General features: G+C 66.7%; 10 protein-coding genes. 9 read left to right on the top strand and 1 reads right to left on the bottom strand.

Going from position 1 to position 16,726, the window contains the following annotated elements; all coding sequences use genetic code 11:
- Nucleotides 1-56: 56 nt before the first annotated feature.
- The 5 genes from HDA44_RS31080 (at nt 57) to HDA44_RS31100 (ending at nt 4,282) form a co-directional block, all read left to right on the top strand.
- Nucleotides 57-1,043 (top strand): sugar kinase, encoded by a 987-nt coding sequence (locus tag HDA44_RS31080; RefSeq protein ID WP_184840507.1) that lies wholly within the window; start codon nt 57-59, stop codon nt 1,041-1,043.
- Nucleotides 1,040-1,774, top strand: coding sequence for an IclR family transcriptional regulator (locus tag HDA44_RS31085; protein WP_184840509.1), 735 nt, complete (start codon nt 1,040-1,042; stop codon nt 1,772-1,774). The genes HDA44_RS31080 and HDA44_RS31085 overlap by 4 nt, the downstream gene beginning before the upstream one ends.
- Nucleotides 1,775-1,789: 15 nt before the next feature.
- Complete coding sequence (locus HDA44_RS31090) at nt 1,790-2,194, top strand: RidA family protein (RefSeq protein WP_184840511.1); 405 nt, start codon at nt 1,790-1,792, stop codon at nt 2,192-2,194.
- An 82-nt stretch (nt 2,195-2,276) separates the two neighbouring features.
- A complete protein-coding gene (locus tag HDA44_RS31095) occupies nt 2,277-3,101 on the top strand; it encodes an IclR family transcriptional regulator (protein WP_184840513.1) in 825 nt (274 codons plus the stop codon).
- Nucleotides 3,101-4,282 carry an MFS transporter gene (locus HDA44_RS31100; protein ID WP_184840515.1) on the top strand — a complete coding sequence of 394 codons (1,182 nt, stop codon included), beginning with the start codon at nt 3,101-3,103 and terminating at the stop codon, nt 4,280-4,282. The genes HDA44_RS31095 and HDA44_RS31100 overlap by 1 nt, the downstream gene beginning before the upstream one ends.
- Here HDA44_RS31100 and HDA44_RS31105 read toward each other — a convergent pair.
- Nucleotides 4,269-8,393, bottom strand: a complete 4,125-nt coding sequence (locus HDA44_RS31105; RefSeq protein WP_184840517.1) for an RICIN domain-containing protein — start codon at nt 8,391-8,393, stop codon at nt 4,269-4,271. The genes HDA44_RS31100 and HDA44_RS31105 overlap by 14 nt on opposite strands.
- 219 nt (nt 8,394-8,612) lie before the next feature.
- On the opposite strand from HDA44_RS31105, the gene HDA44_RS31110 reads away from it, so the two are divergent.
- The 4 genes from HDA44_RS31110 to rplL all read left to right on the top strand — a co-directional run bounded on the left by HDA44_RS31110 (nt 8,613) and on the right by rplL (nt 16,526).
- The gene (locus tag HDA44_RS31110; RefSeq protein WP_184840519.1) at nt 8,613-14,876 is read left to right on the top strand and encodes an RHS repeat domain-containing protein; all 6,264 of its coding nucleotides are present in this window, start codon (nt 8,613-8,615) and stop codon (nt 14,874-14,876) included.
- Between the two features lies 1 nt (nt 14,877).
- The gene (locus HDA44_RS31115; protein ID WP_184840522.1) at nt 14,878-15,222 is read left to right on the top strand and encodes a hypothetical protein; all 345 of its coding nucleotides are present in this window, start codon (nt 14,878-14,880) and stop codon (nt 15,220-15,222) included.
- Between the two features lie 242 nt (nt 15,223-15,464).
- A complete protein-coding gene (rplJ, locus tag HDA44_RS31120) occupies nt 15,465-16,073 on the top strand; it encodes a 50S ribosomal protein L10 (RefSeq protein WP_184840524.1) in 609 nt (202 codons plus the stop codon).
- A gap of 63 nt (nt 16,074-16,136) precedes the next feature.
- Nucleotides 16,137-16,526 carry a 50S ribosomal protein L7/L12 gene (gene rplL / locus HDA44_RS31125; RefSeq protein WP_184840526.1) on the top strand — a complete coding sequence of 130 codons (390 nt, stop codon included), beginning with the start codon at nt 16,137-16,139 and terminating at the stop codon, nt 16,524-16,526.
- Nucleotides 16,527-16,726: the final 200 nt, after the last annotated feature.

Here is a 16,726-nt window from a genome sequence, read left to right on the forward strand (position 1 = left end):
GGCCGAAGTCGCGTCAACGTACGCCTATCTCATCACCGCCCAGCCGAGGAGTCGCGATGCCTGAACCGCTCCCTGAGACGGCGCCTGGCCCAGAAGCTCTCTGTCTGGGTGAGGCGATGATCATGTTCGCGGGCGGTCCAGGGCCGTTGGCGGACGTGGAGGTGTTCCGGCGGTCGGTCGGTGGGGCCGAGTGCAACGTGGCTGGCGGACTGGCTGCGCTGGGCGTTCCGACCGGCTGGCTCTCTCGGCTCGGCGACGACGGCTTCGGGCAGCACGTGCTGCGGGACCTGCGGGCGCGTGGTGTGGACGTCGGCGGGGTGGAGCTGGATGCGGTCCGGCCGACTGCGCTGTACGTCAAGGAGTCGCATGACGGGCGCTCGCGGATGCACTACTACCGATCCGGTTCGGCAGCGGCGGCCATGGACGAGCAGTTCCTGCAGCGGCCCGAGGTACGGGACCGGCTTGCGCGGGCGCGACTGGTACACACGACTGGTATCACTGCCGCTATCTCCACGACCAGTGCGGACATGCTGGAGCGGCTGGCGAGTGAGCCGCGCGAGTTCCTGCTGAGTGTCGACCTGAACTGGCGGCCGGCGCTCTGGCGCGACAAGGACCCGGAGTCGCTCTGGCGGCTGTTGAAGGCGGCCGACATCGTACTGATCGGTGCGGACGAGGCGGAGGTCTTTGCCGGGACCAGGAACCCTGACGAGCTGTACGAGCGGCTGGGCGCCAAGACGCTGGTAGTGAAGGACGACGCGCACACTGCGCTGGTGATTGAGCCGGGCGGTCGCACTGAGGTTCCAGCTCTGTCGGTTGAGGTGGTTGAGACAGTCGGAGCCGGGGACGCGTTTGCCGCCGGTTTCCTGGCTGCGACGCTGCAGGGACTGCCGATGGTGCAGCGGCTGCGGCTGGGGCATCTGACAGCTGCGGCTGTCCTGACTGCGCCAGAGGACCATGCGCCGCCGCCGGCAGCAGAGGTACGTGAGCGGCTGCTCGCCGCGACTGATGAGGAGTGGGCCGCGACGAAGGTCGGTCCGGCATGAGTCAGAGCCTGGCCAGGGCGCTGCAGATCCTCACCAGCCTTGGTGAGGGCGATCGGACGCTTGACCAGCTCGCTGGTGAGCTGAACGTGCACAAGACCACCGTGCTGCGGTTGCTGCGCACGATGGAAGCAGATCGCTTCGTGCGGCGCGACGACTCGCACCGGTACCGGCTGGGCTCGCGCCTGTTCGCCCTCGCGGACGTTGCCCGCGAGCAGTACGTCGTACGCGAGGTCGCTGCGCCGCATCTGCGCGAGCTGAACCAGAAGACCGGGCAGACGGTCCACCTGGCGGCGTGGGAGAACGGTGAGGTCGTCTACGTCGACAAGCTGGACAGTGTGCGTTCGGTACGGATGTACTCGCAGGTCGGCGTACCGGCCGCATTGCACTGCACAGCCGTTGGCAAGGTGCTACTGGCCGCTCAGCCGAGGCGCTTGCAGGAGGCGATGCTGGCGTCGCTGGACTATCACTCGTACACGCCGAACACGATCACCGACGCGGACCGGTTACGGACCGAGCTGGCGACCACCAAGGAGCGCGGCTGGGCGCAGGACAAGGCCGAGCACGAGGCGTTCATCAACTGCATCGGCGCGCCGTTGAAGGACCGCACCGGTCGCGTAGTGGGGGCCGTGTCGTTGTCTGTTCCGGACGTACTGCTGAACTATGACCAGGTGCTCGAGTTGCTCCCTGATCTGCTCGCCACCGCAGCCGCGATCACAACCGACTACAACTGAGAGGTGTCAGACCTGATGTCCGACAAGACCGCAGTCTCCACCACCGACGCGCCGCCGCCGTTGCCCGTGTTCTCGCAGGGCGTCCGGAAGGGCAACATCCTGCAGGTGTCCGGCCAAGGTTCGGTCGACCCGGCCAGTGGCGAGTTCGTGTTCACCGGTGACGTGAAGGCCCAGACCACCCGGGTGCTGCAGAACATCGAGGCGATTCTGAAGGCCGGCGGCGGGAGCCTTGACGACGTGGTGATGCTCCGCGTCTACCTGACCAAGCGTGAGGACTTCGCCGCGATGAACGAGGCCTACGCCGACTTCGTCACGACCCGCACCCCGAGCGGCGTCCTCCCGTCCCGTACGACCGTCTTCACCGGCCTCCCGCTTCCCGAGATGCTGGTCGAGATCGACGCCCTCGCCGTCCTGAGCTGAGTCTTTCCGGAGCCCGGGCCCTAGGTGGTCCGGGCTTTGGACTGCCTGGAGCGCTTCCCGGATTGTGGGATAGGGTTTCGGGATGCAGGAAACGCGGGATGAGGTACGCCGGGGGTCGGTGCAGTCCATCGATCGGGCCGTGGCGATCTTGCGGTGCTTCGACGTGCGGACGCCGGATCTCGGGATCAGTGACTTGGCGCGGGCGACCGGGTTGTCGACCAGTACGGTGCACCGGTTGTTGCTGGCGATGCAGGAGAACGGCCTGGTTCGGCAGACGGCCCACCGGCGGTACGCGATCGGGCCGCTGGTTGCGCAGTTGGCGCACAGCGGTGGGATACCGGCGGGGCTGCGGGACGCTGCGATGCCGGTACTGCGGGGGCTCCGGGACGACACGGGGGAGACCGCGGCAGTGCATGAGCTGCTCCCGTCGGGGCAGCGGGTAGTGCTGGATCAGGTCGAGAGCCACCACCAACTCCGCCGGACGTACACCGAGTTCGGGCTGCCGGTCGCGTTGCCGCTGGGTGCCCCGGGGAAGGCGCTGCTCGCGTTCCTACCGTTCGAGCAGCAGCAGGAAGTGCTGGCAGGGCCGCTGGAGCAGGTGCTACCAGCCACGATCACCGACCCGGTAGTACTCGCGGAGCAGTTCGCGGAGATCCGCCGGCGCGGGTACGCGATGTCGCGGACCGAGCGGACGCCGGGGATCTGCAGTGTCGCGGCGCCGGTGTTCGGCTACACCGGTCAGGTCGCCGGCTGTCTGAGTGTGTCCGGACCCGAGATGCGGATGCCGGTGGAGCAGTTGGAGGCGTACGGGATGCGGGTGGCTGCTGGTGCCTGGTCGGTGTCCGAGTTGCTGGGAGCCACTCCAGCCGCCCGGGATCGCGGTACGGCGCTGGCCGGCGGCCGGTGATGTCGCAGGCGCGAAGTCTGTGGAAGATCGCACCAGCCGTCTACCTACCTGCCCTGCTCTACGGCATCGGCCAGGGCGCTATCGCTCCTGTAGTGGCCTTGTCGGCTACGCAACGAGGCGCGTCGGTAGCTGTCGCCGGTCTGGTCGTCGCAGCTGCCGGGCTGGGCCAGGTGATCGGTGACATCCCCGCGGGTGCGCTGACGAACCGCATCGGGGAGCGCAGCGCGATGCTGTACGCCACGGTGTTCGTTTCACTCGCACTGGCTGCCTGTCTGGTCGTACCGAACGTCTGGGGCCTGGCCATCGCCATCGGCTGCACCGGACTGGCTGGTGCGGTCTGGGGCCTTGCCCGCCAGGCGTACCTGAGTGAGGCCGTACCAATCGAGCTGCGTGCCCGCGCCCTGTCCACACTGGGTGGCGTACAGCGGATCGGCTCCTTCATCGGCCCGTTCCTCGGCGCCGGTGCGATGAAGTTCTTCGGTACGGACGGCGCGTACTGGGTGCACCTGGTCGCCGCAGTACTTGCGTGTGGCGTACTGGTCAGCCTGCCCAATGTCACACACGCCCGCGGCCGCGGACCAGTCGCTGCACAATCCACCTGGGGTGTCATCCGCGACCACCTGCCTGTACTACGTACGCTCGGCGTCGGTGCACTTCTGGTAGGAGCAGTACGTGCGTCGCGGCAGGTTGTGATTCCGCTGTGGGCACTGCACATCGGACTGGATGCACAGACGACCAGCATCATCTTCGGTCTGTCCGGTGCGGTCGACATGCTGCTGTTCTATCCAGCAGGTTCGGTGATGGACCGCCTCGGCCGGAAGTGGGTCGCCGTACCGTCCATGTTCGTACTGGGCCTGGCGCACTTGTTGCTGCCGCTCACTCACACGACTGCCACGCTGACCGCTGTCGCACTGCTGATGGGCATCGGGAACGGTCTGGGCGCCGGGGTGATCATGACACTCGGCGCGGACGCGTCACCAGCGGTCGGTAGAGCACAGTTCCTCGGGGCGTTCCGCCTCTTCGCCGACACAGGAAACGGCGCCGGACCGCTGTTACTGGCCGGCGCCACTGCCCTGCTGGGGCTGGGCCCAGCGATCGTCATCATGGCCGGCACCGGCTGGGCCGCTGCCACCGCAATGCACCGCTGGATACCCCCACACCCACGTACTACTGCTGTTTGAAGTACCACCGCTGGCAGGGGCCCCCGTGGTAGAACCACGTGATCACTTCCGCGCCGGCTGCCGAGCTACATCCAGCAACATCCAGTGAAAGGCCGGAGCTCACCGCGATCACGCTGTAGCTCCCGTCCGGTGTCGGTTCGATCCGCCAGCGTTCACAGGGCGACGCGTTGCTGGGGAACGCGAAGACGGTCGCACGTGGCAGTTTGGAACAGCCCTGGACCTCCAGTGCGTTCCCGGAGTTCGGGTCGATGATCTTGTACACGTCGTCGCCCAGGCTCTCCAGCTTCCACTTCTGGCACGGACTACCGGTCACCCAGTCCCACATCCGTACCTGCGATCCCGGCTCCTTGTGGCAGTCGGTGATGTCCAGTACGCGCTGGTTGCTGGTCGCCGCCTCAGTCCGGTACCGCCCTGCGCCGCCGGCACCTAGCTGGTCGGCGTTGAACGCAGGCCGCAGGATCCACTGCTGGTTGGTGCTCTGGCCACACGTCTGCTGCACTACCGGCGCAGTGTCATCCAGCCGTGCATCCGCCACCGCCACGCACTTCCCACTGTGCGCCAGCTTCAGCTGTACGACAGTGTCGTACGCAGCCCCATCCACATACGTGAAAGTGACCTGCTGCCAAGCGAACGGTTCACCTGTACCACCGCCGCACGCGTACTGGATCATCTTCGTGTTGTCTTCAGTACTACCGTTCAACGTGTCGAGGCACTTGACCGGACCGTCGCCAACCGCGGTGTGCGCCGGCCGCACGCTGTACTGGTCCGTCCCTGGAACCGGCATCAACCGGAACCGCGCGTTCAGATCCACCGGCAGGCACTGGTACTGGACGAACTCCTGTCCGTCGTTCGGATCGGCGAAATGGACGTTGAGGCACTTCCCGCTGTTCTTGTTGACCAGCTCGTACTGCCGGTGCTCCAGACTGAACTTCGGACCAGTAACCGCGTCCACTGCTCCGCTCCAGGCCAGTGACCTGTCCGCGAACGCAGTACCGGTCGAGCGGAACTCGTACACCTGCCGGCTGCCGTTGTCACCGGCGTACAGGATGGCAGCGTCCTCCTTGTGGTCGCCGTCGTAGTCCCCAGCTACCAGCGTGGCCTTGGCCAGTTCCAGACCGGACGTACGACCCCAGTCCGTCTTGGTGAGTGCAGTGCCGTTCGACTTCAGTACGACCAGGCTGGCGTCGGTGGGTGCGTTCTCGTACAACGCGACGATGTCGTCACGCCCGTCGCCGTCCGGGTCAGCCACTACCGCCCTGCTCTTGTCCCAGCAGTACCCACCCGCACCAGAGTCGTAGATCGTCGTCGGTGCGGCAAACGCAGTACCGGTTGACTTGTACAGGTCAACCGTCGTTCGGCAGCCAGTCTGGTTCCGCATGCTCAACAGGTCCGCTTTGCCGTCACCGTCGATGTCAGCCAGCAGCGGTGTGCTCTGCGACCAGGTGTTGCCAGCCGCAGCCTGCACCCAGCTGACCGGGCTCTTGAACCCGTTGGCGGCCAGGAACACCAGCGCCTGCCAGTTGTCTCCAGTACCTGCCTTCTGCACGACGATGTCGTCCTTCCCGTCACCGTCGACATCAGCAGCGATCGGCCGGGCAGTGTTCAACGGCCAGCCGTTCGGTCCGCTGGTCCACGCGGCAGCCGGTGCCACGTACTCGTTGCCGTCCGACGGGAACGGGTACAGCCAGACCTGCCGCCCGGCGCCTTCGCGGAAGACAGCCATGTCAGTACGCCCGTCGCCGTCCAGATCGCCCTGCACCGGCTTGATGTTCGACAGCGCGAACCCAGTGCCCTCACCGGTGTCCAGAGCCATCACACCGGACGCGAAGCTGTTGTCCTTCGAGGTGATGTTCCAGATCGCCGTCCGGCCGAACCCATGGTCGAGTACGGCGGTCACATCGGCTTTCCCGTCGCCGTTCGCATCGGCGCGTACGTGCGGTGGGGTCGTACCAGGCGCGGGGAACTTCGCGGACAACTCCCACGCCTGCCTGGTCTGGCTGTAGTTGCCCGCTTTGTCGACGGCACGCACGTACAACCGCAGCGCCGGTACGCCAGTCTCCGGATCGGGATGCACGGTGATCGGAATCGTGGCGGTGCCGTCGGCGTTCGCCTTCACCCGCGCGGTCAGCGTGTCGCCCTGGAACCCGTAGTTGTACTCGGCCACGTCCGTGTCAGCCGGTGTACCTCCCGGCTTGAAGGTGACGTTGCCCGCGACCCGCGCCTCCGTCACCGGGTCCTGGCCGTCCGGGAAGTCTGTCGAGACGATCACGGGTACGTTCGGGGACGTGGAGTCGATGACGAAATAGCAGTCGGACGTACTCGGGCTGGTCGCGATCGCATCGTCCGCGAACGCGCGATAGCTGTACACGACACCGGCGGTGAGCTTCCCGGCCGGCACCTCCGGCCAGGAGAACGCCGCGCCACTGACAGTCGGGCCGACCTTGCTCTCGTACGCCACCGCACCGGCGGCGTTGCGGATCTGCAGCGTGGTGGTGACCGAGTCGCCGATGTCCGGATCGTTCGCGACCGCCGCCCACTGCGGGGTCGTGGTCGGGATCCGAGTCGGTGCCGCCCCCGTACCGCACGGGCGCGGCCGGGTCATCGTCAGTCCTTTCGGCACCCGCGGCGTGGTGTTGTAGCGGATCGCGAGCACGGCGGTGTTCGGGTGGAACTTCTTCCACTGCCACTGGGCCGCCGCGCTGGTGCTCTCGTCCGGTGCCTTCAGTCCGAGGGACACCGTCGTCCGCCGCGCGTCGGCAACACCCTGCAGTACGGAGCTCAGCGCGCTCGGACCGTTCGGATCGCCGAACTCCATCGGGTTGTCCTCGGTCCACGGGTACGCCTCGCCGGAGCGGGTGTCCAACCGGGTCTTCCAGAAGCCGGCGGTGGTGGTCCAGTTCAGGTTGTGGTCGGCGGTGTTCAGGTCGTTCACCTGCCACAGTTCGACCGGCTCCGGCGTACCGTGCGGGGTCTTGTTCAGCGTGATCCGGAACTGGGCGCTGAGGATCGTGCTGCCACCGATCGTCATCGCGCCGCTGGTGGTGTTGAGCAGGAACATCGAGCGGTACAGGTTGGCGGTGTCCTGGTACGCGCGGCCGACCTTCGCGCCTTCGTCGTTGCGGTCGTACGTCCAACCGTCGACGCCGCCGGAGCGTTCGTTGACGTGCAACCAGTTGACCAGCGTGCCGGACATGGACGGATCGATCGAGACCGGGAACTTGACGGCCGGATCGGCGAGCAGCTTCAGATCCGGGGTCAGTACGAGCTCCCGGGCGGTCTTCCGGATGCCGAGCCGGGCGTGCCGGGGTTTCGTCGTACTGGACGCGTCCCACATCGTCGGCGGATCAGCCGAGTACACGACCTCGCCGTCGTTGCCGGTAGCAACTGTTGAGCCGTCGGCCGCGACCCGGAGACGGACGCCCTCGCCACGGATCGGGTAGTGCAGGCGGCGCAGCGCGGGGTTCGCCGCGGCGGCGCGGTTTTTCACCACGAGCAGGTGCGAGAAGCGGTCCACGCCGACCTTGAGCTGCAGATCGATGCCTGGGAGGACCTCCGGGTACGTCGCGGTATCGCCGGAGAGCACGGGCTTCGGCAAGGTGCCTGGCCAGCCGAGGTGTACGCGGGCGTTCGGCTTGCCGATCGTCAGCAAGTCACTGGAGCCACCGCCGGACAGGATGATCGGGGAGACCGTGGCGATCGGACGGACCGTTCCGTCGGGCTGGCGCCGCAAGGTCGGATCGGGAGCGGTCCAGCCGGTTCCCTTTCGGACCCGTACCGGCGTGGCGTGCTGTTCCATTGTCTTGGTGCCGTCCGGGTTCGCGAACACCTGGCCGGTCTCGGTTCGCATCGACACGAGTTCCTGGGGTTTGCCGGTCCGGCGCGCGGTCAGCACCGCGCGGGCGTCCGGGGACGCCATCAGCGCCTGCTCGGCAGCGCTCTGCCGCGGCTCCGCGACGCCGGCGGCCGCGCCGGAACCCGCGCCGGCGGCTGCGGTGGAACCCGCTGCAGCGGCGTCGGCAGACCCCGCGGACGTGGTCGCGGCTGCCGCTAGCGGTACGGCCAGCGCGAACGCCGACACGTACGCCGTGAACCGCCTCCTGACACCCCACATGATGGTCACCTCACCGTCGGACGGGCGGAGTACGCGAGCACGATCGCACGCCCCGGCGGGTGTCCGCGCACCTTTCCAGCACCGTCGAAAGGTGCTGCCAGGACTGCTCAGAAACAGGCAACCGAGCAGGCCATTCGACCGGGTTTGAATGGCTTCCGCGGCGTTTTCCGGCGTGTGACACTCGGTTCGCCGATCTCCCCGCCCAGGAGGTACCACGTGATGTCCTCACGGTTGCGTAGAGCAACTATCTTCCGAACGCTGACCGCGGCCGTGGTCGCGGCCGCGATGCTCCTCGGTGACCAGCAGAGCGGGCTGTCCGCCGCCGCGGCCACCAAACGCGACCCGAAGTTCAACCCGACCGAGTTCAAGTCGCTCGGCGGCCGGACCGCGAAGGCGGCCGCGCGTCCCGCCGATCCGTCGGCCGGCAAGGTGCTGAGCGGTACGCCGACGGTGACCTGGCCCGCGGCCGGGAGCGTGGAGGTCACGGTCCCCGTGCCCGGCGGTACCAACGCTTGGGCGCTCGGCCTGAACGGCGGTCGAGTGGCCCAGCGCGCCCGGGCCGGCAACCTTCCGGTCTGGGTCGCGCCCACCGCGGCGGCCGCCAAGGAACGGCTCCGTACCGGCGTTGCCGCAAGCTCACCGGCGAAGGTGCAGGTCGATCTGGTCGGCCGGCGCGGCGACGCGCTCGAGCTGAAGGTCAGTCGCGCCGACGGCGTGGCCAAAGCCGGCAAAGTCACGCTCGGACTGGATTACCGGGCCTTCCGTGATGCCTTCGGCGGTGACTGGGCGACCCGGTTGCGCTTCACCACCCAGAACGGCGATCGCCGGACCGTCGTACCGAGTCTGAACAACGGATCGGGTGAGGTGATCGCCGACGTCCCGGTCGGCGCGCGGCCGCAGACGTTGATGGTCGCGGCCGGCGACAGCAGCGGCGCGGGTGACTACAAGAAGCCGGACCAGAGTGCCGGTGCGGCGACCTGGAGCATCGGCGGATCGTCAGGCGACTTCGAGTGGTCGCTGCCGATCACCACGCCGCCCTCCATCGGCGGTCCGGCGCCGTCCGTCGGTCTGCAGTACTCCTCGGGCGCGCTGGACGGCCTGTCGTCCGCGACGAACAACCAGACGTCGCTGATCGGGCAGGGGTTCTCGCTGAGCGGCGGCGGTTCGATCGAGCGCCGGTTCCGGTCGTGCTCGAAGGACAGGTCCGGCAACAACGGTGACAAGAACACCGGCGACCTGTGCTTCGCCGGTGACAGCCTGAACATCGCGGTGAACGGCAAGTCCGGTTCGCTGGTGCTCGACCACAAGGACGCCGGCGGCGAGGTCTGGCGGATGCGCGGCGACGACGGTTCGGTGATCGAGCGGCTGAGCGGCGCGGCCAACGGTGACGACGGCGTACTGGCCGCGGACAAGGGCGAGTACTGGCGGATGACGTCGCCGGAGGGAACGAAGTACTACTTCGGCCTGAACCGGTTGCCGGGCTGGACCAGCGGCAAGGACGAGACCAAATCAGCGTGGACCGTGCCCGCGTACGGCAACAACGCCGGTGAACAGTGCAACAAGGCCGCCTTCGCCGACTCGTGGTGCCAGCAGGCGTACCAATGGAACCTGGACTACGTCGTGGACCGCTTCGGCAACACGATGAGCCTGTACTACGACACCGAGCTGGGCAACTACGCCCGGATGGTGACGAAGACGGCGGTCAGCCCGTACGTACGCGCCGGCAACCTGAAGCGGATCGAGTACGGCCAGGCCGACGGGCAGGTGTACAACCAGAAGCCGGTGGCGCAGATGCAGTTCACCACGGCCGAGCGGTGTACGCCGGAGCCATGTGGTCCGAGCCAGACCAGCACCTACCCGGACACCCCGTGGGACCTGAACTGCGCGAGCACTACCAACTGCGAGAACCACTACACACCGACGTTCTGGAGCCAGCGCCGGCTGACCAAGGTCACGTCACAGGTATGGCGAGCCGCGAGCAACAAGTTCGATGACGTGCAGTCCGTGGCGTTCCGGCAGGAGTACCTGCGTGGTGACAACAGCAGTCCGTCCTTGTGGCTGCGCGAAGTCACACCAACCGGACTGGTCGGATCGAACCCACAGCAACTGCAGGCGACCAGCTTCGACGGTGTGGCGATGGGGAACCGCGTCGACACCGGTAGCGATGCAGTACCGCCGTTGGAGTGGTTCCGGATCAGTGCAGTGCACAACGGGTCAGGCGGCGACCTCACTGTCGCGTACGACGGGGTGGACTGCACTCCGTCGGACCTGCCCCAGCCCGACCACAACGACCGCCGGTGCCGTCCGCAGAAGTGGACGCCGGAGGGGTCAGCCGAACGACAGGACTGGTACCACAAGTACGTCGTGAAGCAGGTCGTCGAGACGGACCGGACGGCGGCGGCGAACGACCCGTGGCAGGCACCTGTCCCGAACGTGACGACGGTGTCGTACCAGGACAAGCCGGCCTGGCGGTTCTCCGAGCAGGACGCCGGTACCGACCTGAAGGAGTCGACCTGGTCGCAGTGGCGTGGCTACAGCGACATCAAGGTGGCCAAGGGACGTGCGGACGAGCCGCAGTCAGTCACCGAGACGCTGTACTACCGCGGCATGGACGGCGACCGCACGACCGCCGGACCGGTCAAGGACGTCAAGATCACGGACTCCACTGGTACGCAGGTCAAGGACACCAACGAGCTGGCCGGTCAGTCCCGCGAACAGACGACGTTCAACGGCGCCGCAGTGGTGAACCGGAGCATCTCCGACTACTACCTCGGTGATCCGACCGCGACCATGACACAGCCGTGGGGCACGCTGACCGCACGGCGCTCCGGCCAGAAGCAGGTCACGCAGTACCTTCCGACGCCCACTGGCGATCTGAAACTGGGTACTGCGAACACGTACGACACGCAGGGCCGACTGACCAGCAAGGACGAGTCGAACGACGTCTCCACTCCAGCTGACGACACCTGCACGCGGTACTACTACAACGAGAACAGCACGACCAACCTGCGGGAGCTGCCGTCCCGTCAGCAGCTCGTCGACAAGAGCTGCGGTTCCGCCTTCACCAACGCCGACGTGATCCGGGACGACCGGATGTACTACGACGGCGCCACCGATCTCACTACGCCACCCACCAAGGGCCTGCTCACCCGCGCCGAGCGGTTGTCCGGTTTCGACGCGGCCGGCAAGCCGACGTACGAGCTGGCGTTCACCGCGGCGTACGACTCGATCGGCCGGCAGATCCGTAAGACGGACGGGCTGAACCGCACCGTACGCAGCATCTACAACCCGGACTACGGGCCGATCACCAAGATCACCGAGGTCGCCGCGAACGGGCTGGAGAGCGTCACGGACTACGAGCCGGCCTTCGGTGCGGCGATCGGGATGACCACTCCGGACGGCCGACGTGCCGACAAAGAGCTGGACGCGTTCGGCCGGGTGACCAAGACCTGGAGCGCCGGTCACCCGAAGAGCGGACCGCCGGACATCGAGACCGAGTACTCGGTACGCGACGACGGACCGTCCGTACGCACCACCAAACGGCTACTCAAGCCAGGTGTGTACGACACCAGCTACGAGCTGTACGACGGGCTGCAGCGGCTGCGGCAGACCCAGGAGAAGACACCGAACGGCGGCTGGCTGGTCACGGACCACCGGTACGACTCGCGCAACAACGAGGTCAAGGTCAACGGTCCGTACTTCACCCGGGTGCTGGCCGAGAAGGAGCTCAACCTGGTCGACGAGGCGACGCTGCCGAAGCAGACCGTCAACGTGTACGACGAGGCGGCCCGGCCGAAGCAGCAACTGTTCAAGTCACTCGGCCAGACCAAGTGGTCCATCGACCACGAAGTGGGTACGAACGTCCAGACCATCGACCCACCGGACGGGCAGACGCCTACTACCCGGATCACCGACTCGCAGGGCCGGCTGATCGAGCTGCGTCAGTACCAGGGCAACAGCCCGACCGGCGCGTACGACAAGACCACCTACACCTACTGGCCGTCCGGACAGCTCAAGACGACCACTGACCCGGCCGGCAACGTCTGGAGCTACAAGTACGACGTCCAGGGCCGCAAGGTCGAGGAGAACGACCCGGACAAGGGCATCACCACGTTCACGTACGACGTGGGTGACCAGATCACGTCGTCGACCGACGCACGCGGCGTGAAGCTCTTCTACGACTACGACAGCGTCGGCCGCAAGACGGCGATCCACCAGAACGCGGCGGACGGTCCGTTGCTCAGCTCGTGGAAGTACGACACGGTCGCGCCAGGGCGTCCGGCCTCGGCTACCAAGTACGTGGGGACCGACGAGTACACGACTGCGATCACCGGGTACGACCCGTCCGGGCAGCCGACCGGTACGTCGCTGACACTGCCCGCGTCGGAGGGGAAGCTGGCCGGGACGTACACGGTCGGCCAGACCTTCAACGACGACGGGGCGCTGGCGACGCGGACGCTGCCCAAGGTCGGTGACTCCGCTGCCGGTGGACTCGACGCCGAGACGCTGACGTACGACTACAACGACCAGGGCCTGCTGAAGTCGCTGCGCGGTCAAGACACGTACGTACGCCAGCTGACGTACACGCCGTTCGAGGACGCGGACGTACTGACACTCGGCACCGCATCCGGTCCGTTCGTGCAGCAGAAGTTCGAGTACGACCCGGTAACCCGTCGGGTGAACCGGATCGTCATCGACAAGCAACTGTCGCCGACGCGGGTGTCCGACACGCAGTACCAGTACGACCCGGGCGGCAACGTCACCAAGGCCACTGACATCGCACCGGCTGCTTCTGGTGAAGCTACTGACACCCAGTGCTTCAACTACGACTACCTGCGCCGACTGACAAAGGCGTGGACACCAAAGCCGGGAGCGGACAACTCCGCCGGTGACTGCACGGCGGCGCCGTCAGTGGCTGGACTGGGCGGTCCGGCGCCGTACTGGCAGCAGTGGACGTTCGACAAGACAGGCAACCGCAAGAGCGAGCAGTCGTTCTCGGCAGCCGGTACTACGACCAGCACCTACGAGTACGGCAGTACGAAGCCGCACGCACTGACTGCGGTCAACACGACCGGACCGGCCGGTGCGACCAGCAAGACGTACGGCTATGACGCCATCGGCAACACGAACAAGCGCACCGCTGACGGCGTGGACGAGATCCTCAACTGGAACGCCGAAGGGCAGCTGGCCGACACCACCAAGGGCAGCGTCAAGTCGTCGGCTGTCTATGACACCGAGGGCAACCGACTGATCCGCCGGGACAGCTCAGGCACCACTCTGTACCTCGGTGAAACGGAGCTGCACCTCGACAAGGCCGGCAACACCGTCACCGGTACGCGCTACTACACCTTCGGTGACCGGCTGGTCGGCGTCCGGACCGGTGGCAAGCTGACGTGGCTGTTCTCGGACCTGCACGGCAGTCCGACCACAGCCATCGACGCGACCACGCAGGTAGTACAGCGCCGCCGGAACACTCCGTACGGGGAGTCGCGTGGCGCCGCGGCGGCCAACTGGCCGGGGCAGCGTGACTTCCATGGCGGTACCAGCGATCCGGACACCGGGCTGGTGCACATGGGCGCCCGCGAGTACGACAAGTCGACCGGGCGGTTCCTGTCGGTCGATCCAGTGGTGGACAACACCGATCCACAACAGATGAACGGCTACTCGTACGCGAACAACAACCCGGTCAGTTTCGACGACTCGGACGGCAAGTTCGCCCAGGCGATCGTCGTACCGGTGGTGCTGATCGTCCTGATCGTGGTCGCGTTCTACTACGCGTACCAGCAGGCGTACAGCCAGCCGGTGACGATGGTCGACACCCGCGAGGTCACCGACTCGGTCTGGGACTTCCTCGACTTCCTGTGGAAGAAGATCGTCAAGTTCGTCACCTTCGTCTGGACCGCGATCGTGATCCTCTGGCGACTGATCCAGGTCCTGGTCACGTACGTGGTCCAGCAGACCCAGACGATCCTGAAGACGATCATCAGACAGGTACCGGACAAGGTGGCACCGCGGCAGCCACCGCCGCGGAAGGACCCGCCGAAACCCGCGCCGCCGCCGAAGCCGGCCCCGCCGAAGAAGGACCCGACGCCGCGGGTACCGAAACCCGCGCCGACCCCGAAGGCGGAACCGAAGGGCCGGCTGAAGGACAAGTACGACGAGGACGAGGGCAAGCTGTACCGCGGCGCGAAGCCGGGCGACGCGCCGACGCTGCGCCCGGACGCCAAGGACTATCAGGTGGACAAGGACGGGTTCGTCAAGCCGCAGTTCGGGCCCTCGACGAACACCGATCCGAACCAGATCCGCAAGTACAACCGGGTACCTTGGGAAGTCATCGTGGAAAGCGTGCCGCCGCAGCTGCGGATCATGCGGACCGCCGGCACCCACTACGAGGTGGTCCCGGCGGAGGGGGTCAAGCTGAGACCGCAGGAGTTCTCGGACCTGCTCGGCCAGATCAGGTTCGGGCCACCGGCGAGGAGATGAGATGGCAGCCGACGAGACCGGCTGGGTGCTGGTCCTGGCCCAGGAGATGGACGACTACGACTGGGCCGAGGCCGAGAGCCGTGGCGTCCTGCTGAACGCCCGGCTCGAGCGCCGGGAACAAGGCGCGGGATCCGGCCGGCAGTTCCCGGTGATCTTCTTCGACCCGGAGCGGATCCAGGGCGCGGCCGCGATCGGGACCGAGGCCGGCGAGCCGTACTACGAACCGAACGTGATCATGCTGCCCGCGCTGTCGAGGACCGCGGTCGAGGCGGCGGTCGAGAAGCTGGCCCGGAACGGCGAGTTCGACTGGCTGCTGGGCCCCAGCAGAACTGAACAGCAGAGCTGAACAGCAGAGCTGACCGGGACCGGCTCCGGGAACCGATTTGGTTTCCGGAGCCGGGTCAGGCAAACTGTTGGTTGCCGAAGACCGCTGGTTGCTGCCCTAGGTAGCTGAAGGTCCCACTCAGGTGGGCGTCCCGCGCAGGTGACTTGGAAGTGACAGATTGTATGTTCACACCCTTGCGCCGGCGCAGGGGTGTTCTTCTTTTTCCGGGGTCGAGGCGTGGAAGCCGATAGAAGGAGACCCCCATGGCGAGGCCGGACAAGGCAGCCGCCGTCGCGGAGCTGACGGACGAGTTCCGTAGCTCCAACGGCGCCGTGCTGACCGAGTACCGCGGTCTCACCGTCGCGCAGCTCAAGCAACTTCGAGTTTCGCTCGGTGACGACGTGAACTACGCCGTGGTGAAGAACACGCTGACCAAGATCGCGGCCAAGGACGCCGGCGTCGACTCGTTCGACAGCCTGCTCGAAGGCCCCTCGGCAATCGCCTTCATCAAGGGCGATGCGGTGGTTGCGGCCAAGGGTCTGCGTGACTTCGCCAAGGCGAATCCCCTTCTCGTCATCAAGGGCGGCGTGCTCGAGGGCAAGTCGCTCAGCTCTGACGAGATCAGCAAGCTCGCTGACCTGGAGTCGCGTGAGGTTCTCCTCGCGAAGCTCGCAGGTGCGATGAAGGCGGCCCCGCAGCAAGCGGTGTCGCTGTTCGCTGCTCCGCTGTCGCAGGCCGCGCGCCTGTTCGCGGCGCTGCAGGACAAGCTACCGGCCGACGCTGCTCCGGCAGCGGTCCAGGACGAGGTCCAGGACACGGTCGAGGCACCTGCCGAGGCGAGCACCGAGGAGACCGCCGCAGCGGACAGCTGAGGCATCTCACCGCAACACCCCATCAGTGATCACAAGCACCATCTGTCAGGAAGGACCGCCATCATGGCGAAGCTCAGCACCGAAGAGCTCCTCGGCCAGTTCAAGGAACTGACCCTGCTGGAGCTGTCGGAGTTCGTAAAGGCGTTCGAGGAGGAGTTCGGCGTCACCGCCGCCGCCCCGGTCGCCGTTGCCGCCGCCGCGGGCGCGCCGGGTGCCCCGGCCGCCGAGGAAGCCGCCGAGCAGGACGAGTTCGACGTCGTCCTCGAGAGCGCCGGCGACAAGAAGATCCAGGTCATCAAGGAGGTGCGCGGTCTCACCAGCCTTGGGCTGAAGGAGGCCAAGGACCTGGTGGAGTCGGCCCCGAAGCCGATCCTGGAGAAGGTCGACAAGGCTGCCGCGGAGAAGGCCAAGGAGGCCCTCGAGGGCGCCGGGGCCACCGTCACGCTGAAGTGACTCCAGTTACGTTCCGCAACGGGACGTAACGAATGTGTTGAGAAGGGCGGTCCCCGCGAAGGGACCGCCCTTCTTGCATTTCCAGATCGCTACGATCGCAACCGCTTGACTTCTAGGGGTTACGCAAAACCGTACTCGTGCGTAACCTAGGCCACTGCCCTGTCGTTGGGCAGCAGCAGACATATCCGTGAGGAGGGCCG

Origin of the sequence: Kribbella solani (assembly GCF_014205295.1) — a bacterium.
Lineage (GTDB): Bacteria > Actinomycetota > Actinomycetes > Propionibacteriales > Kribbellaceae > Kribbella > Kribbella solani.